The sequence below is a fragment of the Faecalibacterium sp. DFI.5.82 genome (assembly GCF_029076575.1).
GTDB lineage: Bacteria > Bacillota > Clostridia > Oscillospirales > Ruminococcaceae > Faecalibacterium > Faecalibacterium duncaniae.
In genome coordinates, this window is sequence record NZ_JARFIS010000002.1 from 98,089 (window position 1) to 118,548 (window position 20,460).

18 protein-coding genes are annotated in these 20,460 nt (G+C 59.4%); 9 read left to right on the forward strand and 9 right to left on the reverse strand.

Annotated elements, in window-relative coordinates; translation table 11 throughout:
- The first annotated feature begins 16 nt into the window (after nucleotides 1-16).
- Nucleotides 17-2,530, forward strand: a complete 2,514-nt coding sequence (locus tag P0G09_RS04110; RefSeq protein ID WP_275252008.1) for an excinuclease ABC subunit UvrA — start codon at nucleotides 17-19, stop codon at nucleotides 2,528-2,530.
- 55 nt (nucleotides 2,531-2,585) lie between these two features.
- Here P0G09_RS04110 and prfB read toward each other — a convergent pair whose 3' ends face one another.
- A complete protein-coding gene (gene prfB / locus P0G09_RS04115; protein ID WP_005930411.1) occupies nucleotides 2,586-3,707 on the reverse strand; it encodes a peptide chain release factor 2 in 1,122 nt (373 codons plus the stop codon).
- A gap of 178 nt (nucleotides 3,708-3,885) precedes the next feature.
- On the opposite strand from prfB, the gene P0G09_RS04120 reads away from it, so the two are divergent.
- The 6 genes from P0G09_RS04120 to P0G09_RS04145 all read left to right on the forward strand — a co-directional run bounded on the left by P0G09_RS04120 (nucleotide 3,886) and on the right by P0G09_RS04145 (nucleotide 10,775).
- Nucleotides 3,886-4,869: an RING finger protein gene (locus P0G09_RS04120; protein WP_156060817.1), complete on the forward strand. Its 984-nt coding sequence runs from the start codon at nucleotides 3,886-3,888 to the stop codon at nucleotides 4,867-4,869.
- 40 nt (nucleotides 4,870-4,909) lie between these two features.
- Nucleotides 4,910-5,785, forward strand: coding sequence for a UTP--glucose-1-phosphate uridylyltransferase (locus P0G09_RS04125; protein WP_035393570.1), 876 nt, complete (start codon nucleotides 4,910-4,912; stop codon nucleotides 5,783-5,785).
- A gap of 169 nt (nucleotides 5,786-5,954) precedes the next feature.
- Complete coding sequence (locus P0G09_RS04130; protein WP_275252009.1) at nucleotides 5,955-7,331, forward strand: MATE family efflux transporter; 1,377 nt, start codon at nucleotides 5,955-5,957, stop codon at nucleotides 7,329-7,331.
- Between the two features lie 121 nt (nucleotides 7,332-7,452).
- Nucleotides 7,453-9,081, forward strand: a complete 1,629-nt coding sequence (locus tag P0G09_RS04135; protein WP_275252010.1) for a DUF5046 domain-containing protein — start codon at nucleotides 7,453-7,455, stop codon at nucleotides 9,079-9,081.
- Between the two features lie 12 nt (nucleotides 9,082-9,093).
- On the forward strand, nucleotides 9,094-10,086 hold the full coding sequence (locus tag P0G09_RS04140; RefSeq protein ID WP_117504815.1) for a substrate-binding domain-containing protein: 993 nt from the start codon (nucleotides 9,094-9,096) through the stop codon (nucleotides 10,084-10,086).
- Between the two features lie 113 nt (nucleotides 10,087-10,199).
- The gene (locus P0G09_RS04145; protein WP_098924978.1) at nucleotides 10,200-10,775 is read left to right on the forward strand and encodes a transporter; all 576 of its coding nucleotides are present in this window, start codon (nucleotides 10,200-10,202) and stop codon (nucleotides 10,773-10,775) included.
- Nucleotides 10,776-10,830: 55 nt separating this feature from the next.
- On the opposite strand, the gene P0G09_RS04150 is transcribed toward P0G09_RS04145, so the two are convergent.
- From P0G09_RS04150 to P0G09_RS04185, 8 genes are all read right to left on the reverse strand, one after another.
- Nucleotides 10,831-11,094, reverse strand: coding sequence for a Txe/YoeB family addiction module toxin (locus P0G09_RS04150; RefSeq protein ID WP_275252011.1), 264 nt, complete (start codon nucleotides 11,092-11,094; stop codon nucleotides 10,831-10,833).
- Nucleotides 11,087-11,353: a type II toxin-antitoxin system RelB/DinJ family antitoxin gene (locus P0G09_RS04155; protein WP_035393578.1), complete on the reverse strand. Its 267-nt coding sequence runs from the start codon at nucleotides 11,351-11,353 to the stop codon at nucleotides 11,087-11,089. Before P0G09_RS04155 ends, P0G09_RS04150 begins: the two co-directional genes overlap by 8 nt.
- A gap of 141 nt (nucleotides 11,354-11,494) precedes the next feature.
- Complete coding sequence (locus P0G09_RS04160) at nucleotides 11,495-12,370, reverse strand: transporter substrate-binding domain-containing protein (protein ID WP_342760519.1); 876 nt, start codon at nucleotides 12,368-12,370, stop codon at nucleotides 11,495-11,497.
- A 119-nt stretch (nucleotides 12,371-12,489) separates the two neighbouring features.
- Nucleotides 12,490-13,248: an amino acid ABC transporter ATP-binding protein gene (locus tag P0G09_RS04165; RefSeq protein ID WP_275252013.1), complete on the reverse strand. Its 759-nt coding sequence runs from the start codon at nucleotides 13,246-13,248 to the stop codon at nucleotides 12,490-12,492.
- Between the two features lie 5 nt (nucleotides 13,249-13,253).
- A complete protein-coding gene (locus P0G09_RS04170) occupies nucleotides 13,254-13,928 on the reverse strand; it encodes an amino acid ABC transporter permease (protein ID WP_097786525.1) in 675 nt (224 codons plus the stop codon).
- Nucleotides 13,909-14,568 carry an amino acid ABC transporter permease gene (locus tag P0G09_RS04175; RefSeq protein WP_275252014.1) on the reverse strand — a complete coding sequence of 220 codons (660 nt, stop codon included), beginning with the start codon at nucleotides 14,566-14,568 and terminating at the stop codon, nucleotides 13,909-13,911. The genes P0G09_RS04170 and P0G09_RS04175 overlap by 20 nt, the downstream gene beginning before the upstream one ends.
- Nucleotides 14,569-14,794: 226 nt before the next feature.
- On the reverse strand, nucleotides 14,795-15,601 hold the full coding sequence (locus P0G09_RS04180; protein ID WP_275252015.1) for a leucine-rich repeat domain-containing protein: 807 nt from the start codon (nucleotides 15,599-15,601) through the stop codon (nucleotides 14,795-14,797).
- 42 nt (nucleotides 15,602-15,643) lie between these two features.
- The gene (locus P0G09_RS04185) at nucleotides 15,644-16,279 is read right to left on the reverse strand and encodes a LexA family transcriptional regulator (RefSeq protein WP_097773676.1); all 636 of its coding nucleotides are present in this window, start codon (nucleotides 16,277-16,279) and stop codon (nucleotides 15,644-15,646) included.
- A gap of 219 nt (nucleotides 16,280-16,498) precedes the next feature.
- Here P0G09_RS04185 and P0G09_RS04190 point away from each other — a divergent pair, with 219 nt between their 5' ends.
- Nucleotides 16,499-17,503, forward strand: coding sequence for a collagen-like protein (locus P0G09_RS04190; protein ID WP_275252016.1), 1,005 nt, complete (start codon nucleotides 16,499-16,501; stop codon nucleotides 17,501-17,503).
- Between the two features lie 137 nt (nucleotides 17,504-17,640).
- Nucleotides 17,641-20,406, forward strand: coding sequence for a bifunctional diguanylate cyclase/phosphodiesterase (locus P0G09_RS04195; RefSeq protein ID WP_275252017.1), 2,766 nt, complete (start codon nucleotides 17,641-17,643; stop codon nucleotides 20,404-20,406).
- Nucleotides 20,407-20,460 lie beyond the last annotated feature (54 nt).

The window sequence follows — 20,460 nt, forward strand, 5'->3', positions numbered from 1 at the left end:
AGAGAAAGGAGACACGATGAACCACGAATCCAGTTCCGCTCTCCCCGCCGCCATCCGGGTGCGGGGCGCGCGGGTGCACAACCTGAAGAACATCGACGTAGATGTGCCGCTCCACAAGATCGTCGGCATTGCGGGCGTGTCCGGTTCCGGCAAGTCCTCGCTGGCGCTGGGTGTCCTCTACGCCGAGGGCTCCCGCCGCTATCTGGAAGCCCTTTCCACCTATACCCGCCGCCGGATGACCCAGGCCGAAAAGGCGCAGGTGGACGAGATCCGCTATGTTCCCGCCGCACTGGCCCTCCACCAGCGGCCCGGCGTGCCCGGAATGCGTTCCACCTTTGGCACCATGACCGAGCTTTTGAACAGCCTGCGGCTGATGTTCTCACGGCTCTCCCACTACCCCTGCCCCGCCTGCGGCTGCATGGTGCCGCCCAGCCTGAACATTGCGGCCGAGATCCCGCTCTACTGCCCCCGGTGCGGCGCACAGGTGCCGGTGCTGGGCGCGGAGCAGTTTGCCTTTAACAGCACCGGAGCCTGCCCAGACTGCGAGGGCACCGGCATCGTGCGGGTGGTGGACGAATCCACTCTGGTGCCGGACGAGAGCCTTTCCATCAACGAGGGCGCAGTGCTGCCCTGGCAGACCCTGATGTGGTCGCTGATGAAGGAGATCGCCGAAAAGATGGGCGTGCGCACCAACGTCCCCTTCCGGGAGCTGACCCCGGAAGAGCGTGACATAGTGTTCCACGGCCCCGCCAAAAAGGTGCACCTGCTCTACCAGAACAGCAAGACCGGCGCGGCGGGTGAAATGGATTTCACCTACTTCAACGCCGTTTATACCGTAGAGAACGCTCTTGCCAAGGTGACGGATGAAAAGGGCATGAAGCGGGTGGAGCGGTTCCTGAAGCAGGGCCCCTGCCCCGCGTGCGGCGGCTCCCGCCTGAACGCCGCGGCCCGGGCCCCCCGGCTGCGGGGCATCGGGCTGGCCGATGCCTGCCGCATGACGCTGGACACGCTGGTGCAGTGGGTAGAGGGGGTACCCGCCTCCCTGCCCGTGGAGATGCGCCCCATGGCTGAGAGCATCTGCGAGTCCTTTCAGGCCACCGCCGCCCGCCTGCTGGATCTGGGGCTGGGCTACCTCTCCCTTGACCGGGAGGCTGCCACCCTTTCCACAGGGGAGCGCCAACGGGTGCAGCTGGCCCGCTCGGTGCGCAACCGCACCACCGGCGTACTCTATGTGCTGGACGAGCCCTCCATCGGCCTGCACCCCTCCAACATCGAGGGCCTGCGGGGCGTGATGCACGATCTGATCGCGGACGGCAACTCCATCGTGCTGGTGGATCACGACACTGAGATCCTGCGGGATGCCGACTGGCTCATTGAGATGGGCCCCGGTGCCGGTGAAAACGGCGGCACCATCCTGACACAGGGCACTGTGGAGCAGGTGGCCCAAAGCCCGGCTTCCCGCATCGGGCCCTTCCTTGCCGACCTGCACACCCTCTCGGCCCGCACCCGCACCCCGGAAGCGGAGCTCTTTGCGCTGGGCACCATCACCCTGCGCACCCGGGCCATCCACACCGTCAAGCCGCTGGAAGTCCGGCTGCCCAAGGGGCGGCTCATTGCGGTGACCGGCGTGTCCGGTTCCGGCAAGACCACGCTGGTGCTGGAAAGCCTGATCCCCGCGCTGGAGGCCGCCGCCAAGGGCGAAGCTCTGCCCGCCCATGTGGAAAGCATCACTGCACCGGGCATTGCGCAGGTCAAGCTCATTGACGCAACACCCATCGGCATCAACGTGCGGTCCACGGTGGCCACCTATGCCAATGTCCACGATGAGCTGCGCAAGATCTACGCCCGCTCCCCCCTTGCCAGGGAGAAAGGCTACAAGGCGGGCGATTTTTCCTACAACACGGGCCGCCTGCGCTGTCCCGGCTGCGACGGCACCGGCACCATCAGCCTGGACATCCAGTTCCTGCCGGATGTGGAGATCACCTGCCCGGACTGCGGCGGCTCCCGCTACCAGAAGGATGCTGCCGCCCTCTACCGCACCCGGAAGGACGGCACCCAGGCCGAGAGCCTGCCCCGCCTGATGGAGATGAGCGTGGACGAAGCCCTTGCCGCCTGTGCCGACCTCAAGTTGGTGGCCAGCCGGCTGCAGACCCTTTCCAGCCTGGGGCTGGGCTACCTGACTCTGGGCGAGGCCACCCCCAGCCTTTCGGGCGGGGAGGCCCAGCGGCTCAAGCTCGCCAGCGAAATGGGCAGGGGGCAGGCCGACACCGTGTTTGTATTCGACGAGCCCACCATCGGCCTGCACCCGCTGGATGTGCGCACTCTGCTGGGCGTGTTCCAGCGTCTCATTGACAGCGGGGCCACTGTGGTGGTCATTGAGCACGATCTGGATGTGATCCGAAACGCCGACTATCTCGTGGACCTTGGCCCCGGCGGCGGCGAGAGCGGCGGACGCATCGTGGCCTGCGGCACACCGGAGCAGGTGGCCGCCGATCCCGCCAGCATCACCGGAAAATATCTGCACCTGTAACCAAAAGAGGGACCCCGCCCAACGGCGAGGTCCCTCTGACATTTTATGATAAATTTTAGGTATCCTGCAGTTCCCCGCGGCTGGCAGCCTTGAGGTAAGCAAAGATGAAGCCGTCCAGATCACCATCCATCACGGCATCGACATTGCCGGTCTCGTAGTTGGTGCGGTGATCCTTGACCATGGTGTAGGGCATGAACACATAGCTGCGGATCTGGTGGCCCCAGGCGATCTCATTCTGCACGCCCTTGATGTCATCGATCTTGTCCATGTGCTGCTGCTTTGCGATCTGATACAGCTTTGCCTTCAGCATTTCCATGGCGTAGTCACGGTTCTGGAACTGGCTGCGCTGGGTCTGGCAGCTGACCACGACACCGGTGGGCTTGTGGATCAGACGGACAGCGGAAGAGGTCTTGTTGATGTGCTGGCCGCCGGCACCGGAGGAGCGGAACACCTGCATCTCGATGTCCTCAGGGCGGATGTCCACCTGAATGGTGTTGTCCAGTTCGGGCATCACTTCCAGAGAGGCAAAGCTGGTCTGGCGGCGGGCGTTGGCATCAAAAGGAGACACGCGGACCAGACGGTGCACGCCGTTCTCGCTCTTGAGCAGGCCGTAGGCGTTGGCACCCTTGACCATCATGGAAGCGCTCTTCATGCCGGCCTCATCGCCGTCCTGATAATCCAGCACCTCCACGGTCATGCCGTGTGCCTGTGCCCACTTGTTGTACATGCGGTAGAGCATCTCGGCCCAGTCCTGCGCCTCGGTGCCGCCGGTACCGGCGTGGAAGGTCAGGATGGCGTTGCTGTGGTCGTACTCACCGTTCAGCATGGTCATCAGCTGCAGCTCGTCCACGGCCTTGCCCACGGCGTTCACGGCTTCCTCTGCCTCGGGCACCATGTCGGGGTCGTACTCCTCGTCCAGCATCACCAGCATGGTCTCGGCATCATCGTACAGGCCCTGCAGCTTTTCAAAGCGGTTCAGCTTGCCCTTCAGGTCGCCCACTTCATCAAAGACCTTCTTGCTCAGCTCAGCGTCATCGTAAAAGCCGGGGCGGCTCATGGTGTGCTCCAGCTCCTGCACGCGCTTGCGGGAAGCGTCGATGGCCAGTGCTTCCTCCAGGTCCTTCACAGCGGTGCCGTAATCGGCCAGCTGCACTTTCAGTTCGTCAGTAGTAATCATATTTTAAGAATCCCTCAAAAGATACAGTTTATACACAGATACTTCATTAGTATACCCAGAATCCATGATAAAGTAAAGAGGAAAAATACTCAACCTACTGGAATTTTGAAGATTTTTGCCTTTTCTTTTCTCTTTTAAGGGAGTATAATAAGTTCAACTAGCATACCGGGAGGATTTTATGCCCAAATATTATGGCTGCCCCTGTGAGGGCTGCGGCAAGCCGCTGACACTGCAGGACGACATCGTTGTCTGCCCCGACTGCGGCGCGCCTTATCACCGCGATTGTTATGAAAAGCTCGGCCGCTGCATCCATGCCCCGGCCCACGCCGCCGGATACGAGTGGAAGTTCCCTTATCAGGAAAGTGAGCTGTGCACCTGCCCTGCCTGCGGCGAGCGCACCCTGCGCAGTGAGTCTGTCTGCCGCTGCTGCGGTGCGGCCCTGCCCCCGGAGGGGGCACAGGAACCCGCAGACCGTGCCGATTCGGATGAGCACAGCGAGGAGTTTGATTACTCCACCTTTTACCGCCAGTTCCAGGAGACCGGAGCCCCGCAGGTAGACCCGCTGCGTCAGACCTATCAGGCGGCTTTTGGCAAGGAAGAGGTCATGGACGGCATCCCCTGCAAGGACTGGGCGGATTTCATCGGCCCGGCTTCCCCTGCCTACCTGAGCGCCTACTGCCGGATGCAGCTGTCCCACACCAAGACCTCCATGAGTTTTTCGGCCATGCTGTTCGGCCCGTTCTATTTCTTCTACCGCAAGGCGTGGAAGCCCGCGTTCGCCTTTCTGGCCGCCGAGCTGGTGCTGGCCCTGCCCACCTTCATTGACCTTTTGCAGATCACGGACAGCAGCCTGGCCCCGGGGCTTTCCACCTCCACCCTGCTCACCCTTTCCCGGGTCTGCTCGGTGCTCAGCTTCCTGCTGATGATCGTGCGCGGCCTGTACGGCAAGTGGCTCTACCGCCAGAGTGCCGCCGAAAAGATCCGCCGCATCCGCGCGGAGTTCCCGGACGCGGCACAGCGCAAAGCCGTGCTCTGCGCTCAGGGCGGCACCAGCTGGGCCGCCGTGCTCGGCTGTCTGGTCCTGCTCATGGTCATCGGCAGCGCGTTCACCCTGCTGCTTGGCCCCAATGTGGATGCCCTGATCCATCTGGTCTACGGCTGAGCGTTCAGCCTGAAATGATATGATGAAGGAGTTCCGAACCATGAAAAAAGTTACGAAGGCTGTCATCCCTGCCGCCGGTCTGGGCACCCGTGTGCTTCCCGCCACCAAGGCCATGCCCAAGGGGATGCTCCCCATCGTGGATAAGCCTGCCATCCAGTATCTGGTGGAGGAAGCCGTCAAGTCCGGCATCACGGACATTCTGATCATCCTGGGCCGCAACCAGAGCATCATCGAGGATCACTTTGACCGCAGCCCCGAGCTGGAAGAAAAGCTGGCCGCCCCCGGCAAGGAAAAGATGCTGGAGGAGTGCCTGGGCATCTCGAACCTTGCCAACATCTTCTTTGTGCGCCAGAAGCAGACGCTGGGCCTGGGCCACGCCGTGAGCATGGCAAAGGCCTTTACCGGTGACGATCCGTTCGTGGTCATCTACGGCGACGACGTGATCTGGGGCGAGGACCCTGTCTGCGCCCAGCTCATCCGCGCCTATGAGGAGTTTGGCCGCCCGGCTGCCGGTGTCTCCGCTGTGCCCTGGGCCGATGTGAGCCGCTACTGCAGCCTGAAGACCACCCCCATCCACGACAACTATTTCTTTGTGGATGACATGATCGAGAAGCCCAAGAAGGGCCAGGAGTTCAGCAACTACTCCATTCTGGGCCGTGTGCTGCTGACCCCTGAGATCTACGATATCCTCGCCCACACCAAACCCGGTGCAGGCGGCGAGATCCAGCTGACCGATGCCATGGCCGAGTATGCCCGCAACTGCGGCGGCATGACCGCCGTGGAGTTCACCGGCACCCACTACGACATGGGCAACAAGCTCCGTGTGGTGGAGGCTCAGGTGGAGCTGGCATTGCAGCATCCCGAGATCGGCGAGGCTTTCCGTGCCTACCTGAAGGAGTTCTGCAAGACCCTGTAACTGTCATTTTCCTTTCCATGACCCAAGACCGCTCTGCCGCCGGGCAGGGCGGTCTTTTGCTGCAATAACCCCGGCAAGGAATTGGTTGATACAAAACAGTTCCCGCAGTATACTGGGGACGAATGTTTTTTATGTAAAGATCGTGTCAAAGAGAAAGCGAGGTTTTTTCATGGCAAATGCCGACCGCAGCGCGGAGCAGTTCCGCAAAATGACGGAGACTCCCATCCCGAAATTGATCCTGAGTCTGGCGGCTCCCACGATATTGAGCATGCTCATCACCAGCATCTACAATTTGGCCGACACCTTTTTTGTGGGCCAGATTTCCACCAGCGCATCCGGTGCGGTGGGCATCGTTTCCAGCCTGATGGCCATTCTCCAGGCGCTGGGCTTCATGCTGGGCCACGGCTCCGGCAGCATCATCAGCCGCAGCCTGGGCAGCCAGAACACCGCTGCCGCCACCCGGTTTGCTTCCACCAGCTTCTTCACAGCGCTGGTGTTCGGCGGCATCATCACAGCGGCAGGCCTGCTCACCCTGCCCGATTTTATGATGCTGCTGGGCAGCACCGAGACCATCCTGCCCCATGCCTGCGCCTACGCGCGGTACATCCTGCTGGCCGCTCCCATTATGATGTCCAGTCTGGTGATGAACAATATCCTGCGCTATGAGGGCAAGGCCAGCTTTGCCATGATTGGCCTGGTCACCGGCGGCCTGCTGAACATTGCGCTGGACCCGCTGTTCATCTTTGGGCTGGGCATGGGCACCGCCGGTGCGGGCCTTGCCACGGCTCTAAGCCAGACCATCAGCTTCTGCATCCTGCTGTCCATGTTCCTGCGGGGCAAAACGGTCAGCCAGTTCCGGATCACGGCTGTCACCCGCAGTCCGGCGGAGTTCGGCACCATCCTGATGACCGGTATGCCCAGCTTTGGCCGTCAGGGCCTGAACAGCATTGGCGGAATGCTGCTGAACATCGCCGCCCGCGGCTATGGCGACGCTGCCGTGGCCGGCATGAGCATCGTTTCCCGCATCTTCATGTTCATCATCTCGGTGGCCATCGGCACCGGTCAGGGTTTTCAGCCGGTGGCAGGCTTCAACTATGGTGCCAAAAAGTACCACCGGGTGCAGCAGGCCTGCCTGTTCACCATGGCAGCCAGCTTCTGCTTCCTCTCTGTCATTCTCACCGCCTGCTGGTTCAATGCCGAGACCCTCATCCGCCTCTTCCGCGATGATCCCGAAGTCACCGCCGTGGCCCTGCCCGCCTTCCGCTACCAGTGCTTTGCCATGCTGCTGCAGCCCGTGATCGTGGCAGGCAACATGCTGTTCCAGTCCATCGGCAAATCGGGCCGGGCCACCTTTCTGGCCTGCTGCCGTCAGGGCGTGTTTTTCATCCCACTCATCCTCACCCTGCCCCGGGCCTTTGGACTGCTGGGTGTTGAGATCTGCCAGCCCATCGCCGATGTGCTGACCTTCTTTGTCACCGTGCCCTTCCTCTTCCCCTTCCTGCGTCAGCTGGTGCGGATGGACGAAGCCGAGGCTGCCAAGGCCTGAAGCGCCCCTGTAACAAAACTGTAACCATGACCGGACGTTCGATTGCAATTGAACGTCCGGTTTATTCGTATTATAATCAGGATAGGAAAGTTAAATTCTGCCAAACCTGTGAGGTACGCTTATGAAACGTTCTGTTCTCCGCATCGGCTGTGCAGTGCTCAGCCTGTCTGCCGCGGCAGGGCTGCTGGCCTCCTGCTCCCTGCTGCCTCCGGCCTCGCCCCTGCCCGATTCCAAGCCCGCGCAGGCTGAGGAGGTGCCCGGCACCGCTGCAGCTTCACTGGACGACGGCAAGCTGCGCATCCTGTACAGCAACGGCTCCAACGGAGGCAACACCGTGCTCTGCGGCAATACCGTGTTGTATCAGGCCGCCAGCAGTGAGACCGTGTATCTGGTGCCGGATACCCTGACCGGCACCGTGCGATACTATCTGCGACAGTGGTCAGCCCCCGGCACCCCCACCGGGCGGGCAACCGCCCTGTGTGACCGCAGCGGCAAGGAGATCCTGACCTTTGACCGTGCCTACGATGCCGTCCTGACCGGCAGCCTGCTGGTCCTGACCGCACCGGAACAGATGGCCTATGCTCCCTGCAACAACCACGCCGCAGGCGATTGCCGGGTGATCGACCTTGCCACGGGTGAGGAGCTGGCTGTGCCCAAAAACGCCTACGGATGCAGCATAGCAGGCAGCTATCTGGCCTTTGAAGTCTGCAATGTCCCGGCAGACTATGTGCCGGAAAACGAATGGGGCGATGATCTGACCGCCTACTGCGCTGTACAGGTGCAGGATCGGCAAGGCGAGGTGGTCTATCAGGCAGAGCTGTCCGGCCTTTCCAGCTTCTATGCCAGCAGCAGCGACAGCTCCGCCCCCACCGACTGGCTGGTGGTGAGCCACTACAACGAGGATGGCACGACGGGTACCGACAGCCTGTACAACCCCACCACCGGCGAGGAGCTGACCGGTTACCAGCAGTACACCGGTGCAGGCACGGTCAGCCTGTATCACGATGGCAGATATCAGCTGGTGGATCTGGTCAGCACGGAGCAAAGCGCCGTGCTCTGCGAATATGACCAGCCCATCCGGTATTATGTGCCCGGCGCAGCAGTCACGGAGCCCGAAGTTTCCACCCCCGAAATGGCGGGGCGGTATCTGTTCCACGACCTGCTCACCGGCGAGGAGAAAGACCTCTACGATGCCAATACGGATGATGCCACGTTGGCCATCTATGCCGTAGACGGCACCGTGCGGGTGTTCGACCTGCAGACCGGTGTTCTGCTGACCGATACCACCATCGACCCGGTGGAAAATCAGGTGCGTACCCATATTTACCCCGAGGGGAACGGCTGGGCCTGGGTCCAGCAGGATGATAATGACAACTATGACGCAACGGCCATCCACATCTGCGGGCCGGACGGCATCCACAAGACCCTCGATCCGGCCAAGCTGAATGAGACCTACAACTACTACTCGCCCCTGCTCTCCACTGAGGACGGCATCTACTTCTACGGCTGCTACAACGGCCCCGGCAGCAGCTGGCTCTACGATGTTCTGGACAGCGACGGCAATGTGGTGGTGAGCGGTCTGCGCACTTGTGCCGGGTACTACGCCAACAGCGTCAACGGCCTGCCTGAGGGCGTGTTCGCTGCCGTCAAGGGCTTTGAGAGCGGCTGGATGGACCTGACCGGCCAGTGGCTCTACGCCGAGAGCATCTTCGCTTCCAGCAACGACGAAATGGACAACGATTTCTTCTAAGGAGGTTTTTCCATGCGTACTGTCAAAATTTCCCGCCGCGCGTTTCTGACCGGTCTGGGTCTGGCATCCACCGCCGCCCTGCTCTCTGCCTGCAATACCGTGCCTGCCTCCTCCAATTCGGGGGCGGCACCGTCTCAGCCTGATTCTGAGGCACCCTCCTCTTCTGCCGCCAGTGAAATGCCCGCACAGCCCATCCTGAGCGTGGATGAATTCCCCATTACGGATGGCAGCACGGCCTGCATCCCGCTGATCGCACAGATCATGGCCGATACCACCGGGCTGGATCTGGAGACCGCCCGGAGCGCCGTGACCACCAACACCACGGCCCAGGCCTGGCGCAACCTGGGCCTGTACGGCAACAATTACGGCGATTCGGTCAAGCTCATCATCGCCTACGAGGCCCCGGAATCCGTCAAGGAGGAGCTGAAGGCTGACGGTGACCCGCTGGAGCAGAAGGCCATTGGCCGGGACGCGCTGGTGTTCATCGTCAACGAGGACAACCCCGTGCAGAGCCTGACCCTGCAGCAGCTCAAGGACATCTACGCCGGAACGATCACCAACTGGAAAGATGTGGGCGGCAAGGATCAGGAGATCATTGCATTCCAGCGGCGGGCGGACTCCGGCAGCCAGACCCTGTTCCAGAAGCTATTGATCCAGGGCGGCCCGCTGATGGAAGCCCCCACCGAGCTGGCCCCCACCGCCATGGGTGAGCTGGTGGACAGCATTGCAGAGTATAACAACTCTGCCAACGCCATCGGTTTCTCGGTCTACTACTACATCGACCAGATGTACTCCAAGCCCGGTCTGCGGCTGCTGGCCGTGGATGGCGTGACCCCTTCCAACGAGACGATTGCCGACCAGAGCTACCCGCTGTGCAACGAATTCTATGCCGCCATCCTGCAGGATTCCGCTGCCGACAGCCCGGAGCGCAGGATCTACGAGTGGCTCTCCACCGATGCAGGCCGTTCCTGCATTGAGCACTCCGGCTATGTAGCCGTCCAGTAATTCCCAGAAAATTCGGCACATTTCATTGACTTTGCTCAAATCCTTTGCTAAACTTAAGAAAAGTTTGTCAGCTTTTTTCGTTTCACGATTTTGAGCAAAGGAGATGCCGCACCATGTCCCATCCTTCCGACACCCCGCACTCCTCCCACGTTGAGAGCCGCAGCCGCAAGGCATTGCGCAGCTACATCATTCAGGCCTCCACCCTGCTGGAAATCGTGCTGTCCGGGCTGGTGCTCATCGGCCTGCTGCTCAGCTTCATTCCCCTGCTCAAGTGGATGCCGGGCCTGCTGTTTGATGGCAACGATGTAGAGATCCGCGGCTTCCTTGAGCGGGCGCTGGACATCGTCATCGGCGTGGAGTTCATCAAGATGCTGGCCAAGCACAGCCCCGGCAGCAGCCTGGAAGTGCTGCTCTACGCCATTGCCCGCCACATGGTGGTCGGCCACGAATCGGCTCTGGACAACCTCATCAGCGTGGGTGCCATTGCGTTGATCTTTGTCGTGCGCAAGTTCTTCTTTGTGCCAGCCTTTGGTGCCCACCTGCCTGACGGCAAGCCCGCCCCGGACCTGACCCCCAACCAGAGCGGCATCCCCGCCGAGGAGTTCCGCACCCGTCTGCGCCAGCGCATCCATGCAGAAGCTCTCGCCGACGAGGAGGACGACGACGAGGATGAGACCGAGGAAGTATAATCCCCCAGATACAGCAAAACGAGGACAGCCATTGGCCGTCCTCGTTTTTTTTGCTTCAATCGTCGTAATGTCCCTTGCACTGGTACACTTCGATCAGATCATTTTCAATGCGATAGACCAGCCGGTTCACATCATCGATCCGGCGGCTCCAATACCCGCTGAGATTTTCTTTCAGCCCTTCCGGTTTTCCAATGCCGTCATACGGGCTGCGCGAAATATCCTTGAGCAATGCGTTGATTCGTTTCAGCGTCTTTTTATCCTGAGACTGCCAATACAGATATTCCGCAAAGGCCCGCTCTGTGAAGGTGATCTTACTCATGTTCCATAGCCTCAAGCTCTTCCAGCGTTCTCGTTACAGTCTTTCCCTGACGCATTTCCTCAATGCTGTCATTCAGGGCGGCCATATTGGATGCACTATAAAAGGGATCCATCGAGACTTCAAACGGAATACGTTTTTCACGCGTCATCTTCTTGGCCAGCATGGTAATGGCTGTTGTCATCGAAAGGCCCAGTTCATTGCAGATTTCATCAAAATCCCGCTTCAGGTTCTCATCCATCCGGACACTTACCGTCGTCATACTCTCACGCTCCTTTGTTACTTTTATTATATTCACATTGTGCAACATTGTCAATACATCGTTGCACAGATTCACACAAAAGAAACACCCTGTACATTTCTGCACGGGGTGTTTCTCATTACTGCATCTTAAAATTCAGATTTATGCGTTGGTCTCGCCGCCCTCAACGACCAGCTCATCCTCATAGTCGAGACCGTAGGTATCCACCAGCGTCTCCTCGTAATCTTTGTGGAAGAAGCTTTCCTCGCCCAGGCTCTTGATCTCGTCGTTGATCCAGTCCAGCAGGGTGGTGTTGCCCTTGCTCACAGCGGGGGCGATGGTATCCTGGCTGCCCAGAGAGGGGATGCCCACCGTGTAGCCGGAATTCTGCTTTGCAAAGGCGATGACCTCGGTGTTGTCGTTGGCCCATGCAGCGCCATTGCCATTTTCCAAGGCGTTCTTGGCGGTTGCATAGGAATCATACTTCTGCAGTGGAATGTCGGGATATTCCTTGGTCAGGTAGGTCTCGGCGGTGGTGCCGGAAATGACGATCATCTGATTGTCGGCGTTCCAGTTGTCCAGACTGGTGATGACATTGCTGTCGGGAGAGATGACACCCAGTGCAACATTCATGTAGGGCAGTGCAAAGTCCACCTCCTCAGCGCGCTCGGGCGTGACGGTGAAGTTTGCCAGAATGATATCGACCTTGCCGGTCTGCAGGTACTCAATGCGGTTGGCGGCCTCTGTGGAAACGAAATTTGCCTCCACACCCAGATCCTCGGCCAGGCGGCGGGCGAAGTAGACATCATAGCCCTGATACTCGCCATTCTCGTCCACATAGCCGAACGGGTTCTTGTCGGAGAAAACGCCGATGTTCACGGTGCCGTCCGCCTTGATCTCGTCCAGCGTGCGGAACACGTCACTGTCAGCAGCTGCGGCAGAGGAGGAGGATGCGCTGCCGCCGCAGGCAGAAAGCAGGGCGGCGGTGGAAACTGCGCCCAGACCCAGCAGGAAGGCACGGCGAGAGATCTTGTTAATTTTCATGGTAGTAACTCCTTTCCTTTCTTTCCCATATAAAAATCTATCCATGATCTGTGACATCATTTCACAGCATCAGACAAAAAGGTTCAAAGTGGAAATGGGCTGCTGCACATTTCTCACTGCTTTGCAACCGTATCAAAGGTGAACGTGCGCAGGAAGCGCTGTGCACGTTCGGTCTGCGGGTGGTCGAAGAAGTCTGCCGGGGGCGCTTCCTCCACAATACGGCCATCGTCCAGAAACAGCACCCGGCTGGCAATTGCCCGGGCAAACTGCATCTCGTGGGTGACGATCACCATGGTCTTGCCCTCACGGGCCAGGTCGAGCATGACATCCAGCACCTCGCGCACCATTTCAGGGTCAAGGGCGGCGGTCACTTCGTCGAACAGCAGGATCTCGGGGTGCATACAGAGCGCACGCACAATGGCGACACGCTGTTTCTGACCACCCGAAAGCTCCCGGGGATAGCTGTTCTTTTTGGCCAGCAGGCCCACGCGGTCCAGCAGGGCCTCGGCTTCCTGCTGCACCTCAGCCCGGGGGCGCTTCTGCACCTTGGTGGGGGCCAGCAGGATATTTTCCAGCACGGTCAGGTGCGGGAAAAGCTCATAGCTCTGGAACACCATGCCGATGCGCTGGCGCAGGGCCGCCAGATTCTTGCCGCCGTAGGCGACCGTCTCACTGCCCAGCTTCACCCGGCCCGCCTGCACCGGCTCCAGACCGTTCAGACAGCGCAGCAGGGTGCTTTTGCCGCAGCCGGAAGGGCCCACCACAACGATAACCTCACCGGGCTTGACGGCAAAGCTGACATTATCCAGAACATTGGTCTTGCCATCGTAGCTTTTTACCAGATGGTCTACAGTCAGGATCGGCTCTGCCATAACAGTCACTTCCATTTCTTTTCGAGATAACCGGCCAGCAGGCTGATGGGCCAGCAGGCCAGAAAATACAGGATAAACACGGTGAGGTAGATGCCAAACGCCGCGTTGGGGCTGGCGGTGCGGTTGGCCTCAATGATCTGCTGGGCCACCTTGAGCACCTCCACCACACCGATCATCAACACCAGGCTGGTGGTCTTGATCATGCGGGTGATGAGGTTGATGGACAGCGGGATGAGCCGCCGCACCGTCTGAGGGATGATGATATACCAATAGGTCTGCGCCCGGCTCATGCCCAGCGCCTCGCTGCTCTCATACTGATGCTTCGGGATGGCGATGAGGGCACCGCGGACGAGGTCGCTCATCTCGGCCGTGCCCCAGAGCACGAACACGATGACCGCCGCCGTCTCGCCGGAAAGATCCCAGCCAAAGGCCCGCGTGGTGCCAAAATACACCAGAAAGAGCAGCACCATCTGGGGCATGATGCGGATGAATTCCAGATACACCCGGAGGATAGCTTTCAGGATGGGATTTTTGAAGGTCATCAGCACGCCCAGCAGGATGCCCAGCGGCAGGCTGAGAAGGACAGACACAGCGCTGATCTTGAGCGCCACGCCCAGACCGCCCAGCAGGCGAACCATATTTTTGCCCTTGAGCAGGACTTCAAGACCCAAATCCGGCATAGCGCAGCCTCCTTTCCAGCCAACTGCCCAGCAGGGACACCGGCAGCAGGATGATGAGGTAGAACACCACCAGCAGGAAAAGGTTCTCGGCCGTCTTATAGTACAGGCCGATGAGGTCCTTTGCCGTGAACATCAGATCCATCAGGCTGATGGCGCTGAACACGCTGGTCTCCTTGAGCAGGAAGATGATATTGGCCATAAAGGCCGGCATACTGATGGAGACCGCCTGCGGCAGCACCACATAGCGCATGGTCTGCAGCTGGCTCATGCCAAGGCTCAGGGCACTTTCTGTCTGGATGGGTTCAATGGCTTCCAGCCCGCTGCGGAAGGCCTCGGCCATGTAGCTGCCGCCCAGAAAGGCAAGGCCTGCAATGCCGCAGAGCTCGGCGTTGGTCTTGATGCCGATCTTGGGCAGGCCGTAATAAAGAAAGAACAGCTGGACCAGCAGCGGCGTGTTCCGGCTGAGCTGAATATAAGCGCCCACGATACGGCGCAGCACCGGCACTTTTTCGTACTGGAGCACGGCGCAGACAAGGCCCACAAGGATGGCCCAGAAGATACCGGCCACGCCCAGACGCAGGGTGAGCCAGGCCGCTTTTTCATACTGCGGCAGATATTGCGCCATCACATTCCAATCCATGTCTGTTCCCCTCCTTTTCTCCTGATCTTGCGGATGTTTGTTTCCGTTGGCCGTATGATATACCCATTTTCCTAGAATGTCAATAGGTTTATAGGTTTTTTGTTGCACAAATTCCGGTCAGATTGATAAACAAGCTATTCATCGCTGATTTTTCGTTTCGGTTTTTCCACGCAAAAACGCCGTCTCTTGCCTTTTTGCACAAGAGACGGCGTTTGTTTTTGGTGGCTTAACTTTGGGTTGCTGTTTTCAGCAGTTCGTTTTCTTCTCCAATTTTTAGCACAGATTTCTTTGCTTCCCAGTCGCCCGGATAAATAATTGTATTCAACTTACAGTAAGAAAACGCACAGTCATCTACTCGTGTCAACGTTTCCGGCAAAGTGATTTCTTTCAGGCCGCTATGTTCAAATGCGCCTTCTTCAATTTGTATCACGCCCTCGCCAAGCTGCACACTTTGCAGAGCTTTACACCGGGCAAATATGCGCTGACCTGTCATTGGTGTATTTTCAATTGTTGCAGTCGTAAGTGAATAACAGTCCGCAAATATATCATTTTTCAATTCCTTAACACTGGCTGGTATGTAAATCTGTTTTAGTCCGGATTCTTGAAATGCAGACTGCTGAATTTCAATCACATCTCCTGGAATTGTTATCCCAGTTAGTTTCCAATTTTGCATAAAGCAATTCGCACCGATACTGTACGGCTTTCCCGTCGGAAGGATCACATTTGTCCCATTCGTAAACTCATAGTTGACCAATACCAGCTTGCCTTGCTCTATTTTCCACTCTGCCTTACAGCCTTCCGGGACGACCATGCCATCCCACGGTTTGGGCGGTTCCGGTTTCGGAAGCGGCTCCGGTTCACTGGAAGAAGCCGATTCCGAGGGGGCGGGCACTTCCTCCGGCTGAGAGGGAGCCGATACCTCACTGGAAGCGGGCGGTTCCGCAGGCGCGGGCATTTCTCCCCCGCCGCAGGCAGAAAGCAGCACGGTACCGCACAAAAACAGTGCTGTGCACAGAACGGTCCTCCATTTCATAGCGAGCCTCCTATTCTGTCCCGCAGGGGCCATCTTCTTTTTTCAGAACACCTTGCGGCACTCCACCACAAGGCCGACCACCCGTACCTGCACCCGTTTCAGATCATAGATCTGGGGCTGGTGCACAGGGTTGAAGCTTTTGGGGGTCAGGACCACAAGGCTACCCTCCTGACGGAAATATTTCACGGTGGCTTCATCGCCGTTGACCATCACCACAGCAAGCTGGCCGTTTTCCACCTCCGGCTGCTCCCGCACCAGGATCTCATCGTTTTCCGAAATGCCCACGGCGTTCATGCTGTCGCCCCGGACACGGAGCCAGAAGTACCGTGCCCCGTCCTTCCGGGTGATGGGGATGTAGCCCTCAATGTTTTCTTCCGCATACATGGGCAGGCCTGCACGCACCGTGCCCAGCAGCGGAGCCGTGAGGGCGGGATCGAACGGGACAGCCCCTTCGGGCAGCTTCCGCTCCTCCTGCACCGACGGGAAGGCTTCGCCCAGCAGTTCCCCCACCGGCACGCCAAAATAGGCGGACACCCTGGCCAGCGTCTCGCCCGAGGGGGTCGCCCCGGTGTTTTTCCATTTGGTCACTGTGGAGTTGCTCAAGCCCATCTCCTGCGCTGCCCGGCTGCGGCTGATTCCTCTGGCCTGACACAGGGCCGTGTAGCAGTCATAAAACACAAATTTTGCACTCCTTCTTGTGCAGAACGCCGGTTTTCTAACCGGATTCAGATTTTTCCTTGACTTTCTGAATTTAATCAGATATTATAGCCTCACAAGCTGATTTTGGTTAGATTTTATCCACCAAACCATCTACGGTCTTTTCACAATCTTACCGGAAACTCTAACCAAAGTCAAGCTTTTTGAACGCAAAAAACACGACAAAAGGAGTGAAACTGTATGATCGAACGTCAGATCCATTTATCCTCAGGCGGCGGGGCTGCTTTGCAGGGGTACGATGGCCTGCTCCGCTTCGGCTACACCAAAAACCGGGGCATCTACGCCCTGCGGGTGGAAGCCGACGGCGAGTGGCAGGGCATGACCCTGCGGGCCTTCTGGCACCTGCCGGATGGGAACGCTGCCCCCTCCACACTGGTGGCAGACGGCCTTGTGGAGGTGCCCGCCCTCATCACGGCTGTGCCCGGGGAGGGGCGCATCACCTTTGAGGGCACCGATGGCACCCGTACCCTGACCAGCGCGGACGTGTACTACTGCGTGGCCGAAAACTCCGGCACTGAGGACAGCACCCTGCCCCAGCCCGGCACGCCCGCCTGGCAGGCCCTGCTCGACCGGCTGAAAGCAGCTGTGGAAAGCGGTGCATTCCGGGGCGAAAAGGGTGAACCCGGACCGCAGGGAGAACCCGGTGCCGCAGGACCCACCGGCCCCAAAGGAGAGCCCGGCCCGCAAGGCCCGCAGGGAGAACCCGGCCCCCAGGGCCCAAAGGGTGACCCCAGCGATCCCGGCCAGTGGGAACTGCTGGAAAAGGTGTCCCTGAACGCCGCCGCTGCCAGCTTTGAGCGCACCTTTCCCACCGAACTGCAGGCGCTGAAGGTGCTGTTTCAGGCAGGCAGCAGCCAATCCAAGGGCACGCTGCACTGGGTGTGCAGCACCAGCGATGGTGCCCAGCTGCTCAGTGCTTCTGCCCCCTGTGCTGCCAGCAGCTCGATGTCCAGCCCGCCCACCCGCACCTTTGCCAGCTTTCAGGCACTTCCCTGCTTCGGGCAGTATCTCTGTTTTGCCGCATCCGGTACCACGGGTGCACCGCCCGCGGTCGTTCTGCCTGCCGGAAGCAGCGGCCAGAATGTGGATGCCAGCCAGAAGCTCGGCAGGCTGACCCTGACCGTGGACACCAACGTCCGGCTTGCCGCCGGTGCCACGCTCGAGCTGTGGGGCGTTCCGGCCTGAGCGGGAGCACCGAAACCGTTTCCGACAGAGCTTTCGGTAAAATTTCTTTCGCTTTCCATGAAATTTTTGTGTTTTGCCTTGATGCATCTTCCATATTTTGTTATACTGGTTAAAAAGCGGAAAGTGGGGAATCGGCCATGGATGTCCCTGTTCAGTTTATCGATTCGATCATCAACAATCCCCTGCTGATGCAGTTTCTTGTGCATCGGTGGTTTTTCCTGCTGGAATATGACCCCCGTCTGGATCAGCTGCGGGCCTACGATACCCAGAGCCGCACGCTGGAGACACTGGATGCCTACCTTGGCTCCGAGAAGCCGGAGCACGCCACGATCTTCGCGGAGGATCGCTGGAAGATGCGTGCTCTGCTTACCGGTGAGCTGTACGGCCCGCTGGAGATGCGCTTTGTCTCGCCGGAGGGGGTGTATTATTCCCGGGAGGTGGATGCCCGCCCGGTCGAGGACCCCGCCCGCGGCACGCTCTATGTGGGCTACGCTAAGGACATCACCGACCAGAAGAATCAGACCCAGGAGCTGCTGGAGCAGGCCCGCCACGATTCCCTGACCCAGCTGTATAACAACCGCACCGGCAAGGAGCTCATTGACCGCTATCTGCAGGCCAAAGATCCCTATGCCTCCTGCGGAATGCTGGTCATCGACCTGGATTTTTTCAAGAACGTCAACGACTGCTACGGCCATCTGTTCGGCGACAAGGTCCTGCAGGAGTTTGCCCGGCTGCTGCGCACCCTGTTCCGCTCCAGCGACATTCTGGTGCGGTTCGGCGGTGATGAGTTCGTGGTGTTTTTGAAGGATATCCCCAACACCACCCTGCTCCAGAAGACCCGCCAGCTTTCGGAATCCGTGCAACAGGTGAAGTTCTGGGAAAATGATTACCGGATGACCTGCAGCATTGGTGCCTGCTTCCTGCCTGAAAACACAGCGGGCTATTCCTTTGACCAGCTGTTCGAAAACGCGGACTGGGCCCTGTATCAGGCCAAGCAGAACGGCCGCAACCAGTATGTGTTCTGCGATAATCTGCGACGCTATGCCCAGGCGGTTCCTGCCGCCCCGGAAACGGCCGATATCGATGCACGCTACCTGCACAACGACCTGATCTCCACCGCCTTTGAACTGTTTGAGAAGAACAACAGCTTTGAGACCGCCATTCCCCTCTTCCTGAAGATCGTCGGCATCCGGCTGCAGCTGGACCGCATCACCATTGTGGACACCCACATCCGGGAACGCAGCATCTCCCGGCAGTTCCAGTGGACCTCTCCCCGCGCGGAGCCGGTGCCTCTGAACGGTGAATCCTATACCAAGGAGGACTTCCTGACCCTGTTCCACAGCTACGATGAATACGGCACCACCGTGCTGCAGGCCGACAACATGGGGATGTACTCGCCGCAGGGGCGTGCGCTGCTGATGCAGGGCGGAGCCCAGACAGTGGTCTACGCTGCCATGTACGGCGAGGGCGAGTATCAGGGTGCCATTGCCTATGTGGTGTGCGGCAGCAAGCGGTACTGGACACCCCAGAACCGCCGGGAGCTGGGCGAGATCACCAAGATCATCAACGCCTACCTGAGCAAGCATCTGGCCGTGAACGCCGTGAGCCGCGGCATGACCTCTGCCCCCGAGTTCGACCGACTGACCGGCCTGCTGGCCTTTTCCCGTTTCAAGGAGGAGGTCTTCCACAAGATCATCGGCGGCTACGCCGAGGGCTTTCAGATCTTCTACTGTGACTTCGAGAACTTCAAATACTTCAACGAAAAATACAGCTACGCCACCGGTGATCAGCTGCTGAAGGAATTCAGCGATTTCCTCATCGAGGCGGCCCGCCACTGGGGCGAGTGCTTCCTGTGCCGGGTGGTGGGCGACCAGTTCGTACTCTACCTCTCCTGCCGCGACGAGAAAGGCCCGCTCCACTATGCAGACACGCTCTGCCACCAGTTTGAGCAGTATCAGGCCCAGCATTACCCGGAGGTACGCCTGCGGGTGCGGATGGGTGTGTATGCCATTGAGCCCGGCTGCCTGAGTGCATCGGCCGCCATCGACAAGGCAAACTTTGCCCGCAAGCAGGTGCACAGCAATACCCGCGTGTCTGCTGTCCAATTTGACAAAAAGCTGGAGGTCAAGCAGACCCTGACCGGTGAGCTACTGAGCGGCCTGCCGCAGGCGCTTGAGAACGGCGAATTCAAACTGTACCTCCAGCCCAAGTTCTCGCCCAAGGATCTCTCGGTCATCGGAGCTGAGGCGCTGACCCGCTGGATCAAGCCGGACGGCACCGTGGTCTACCCCGACCAGTTCATTCCCATTCTGGAATCCACAGGCCGCATCGTTGAGCTGGATCTGTACATCTTCGAGCAGGTGGCCCAGTTCCTGCAGCGCAATGCACAGGCCGGGCACCGGCTGCTGCCCATTGCGGTGAATGCCTCGGCGGTGCTGGCCCGGGAGGATGCCCCCACCCAGGAGTACAGCGAAATTCTGGAAAAGCACAGCATCAACGCCCGGATGCTGGAGATCGAACTGACCGAGACAGCGGTGGTCTCGGAGTACGACCGGGTGAAGCGCCTGCTTTCCTCCTTCCAGAGCGATGGAATGCAGACCTCACTGGACGATTTCGGCGCGGGCGGTTCCCTGCTGAACAACATGGTGGATATCCCCGTGAACACCATCAAGCTGGACAAGCTCTTTCTGACCCGGTGCAGCTCCAACGCGCGGGGCACCGATTTTCTGCGTGAGATCGTGCATCTGGTCAAACGGCTGGGCTACAACGTCATCTGCGAGGGCATCGAGACCGAGGAGCAGGTGCAGCTCCTCCGCTCGCTGGACTGCGACGGCGCGCAGGGCTTCTGGTTTTCCAAGGCCATCCCGGCTGAGGAGTTCGAGCGGCGGTATCTCTGCGACTGAGACAAAAAACACTCCCCTTCGGGTGGAGCCGTGTGCCGCACGGTCCTGCCCGAA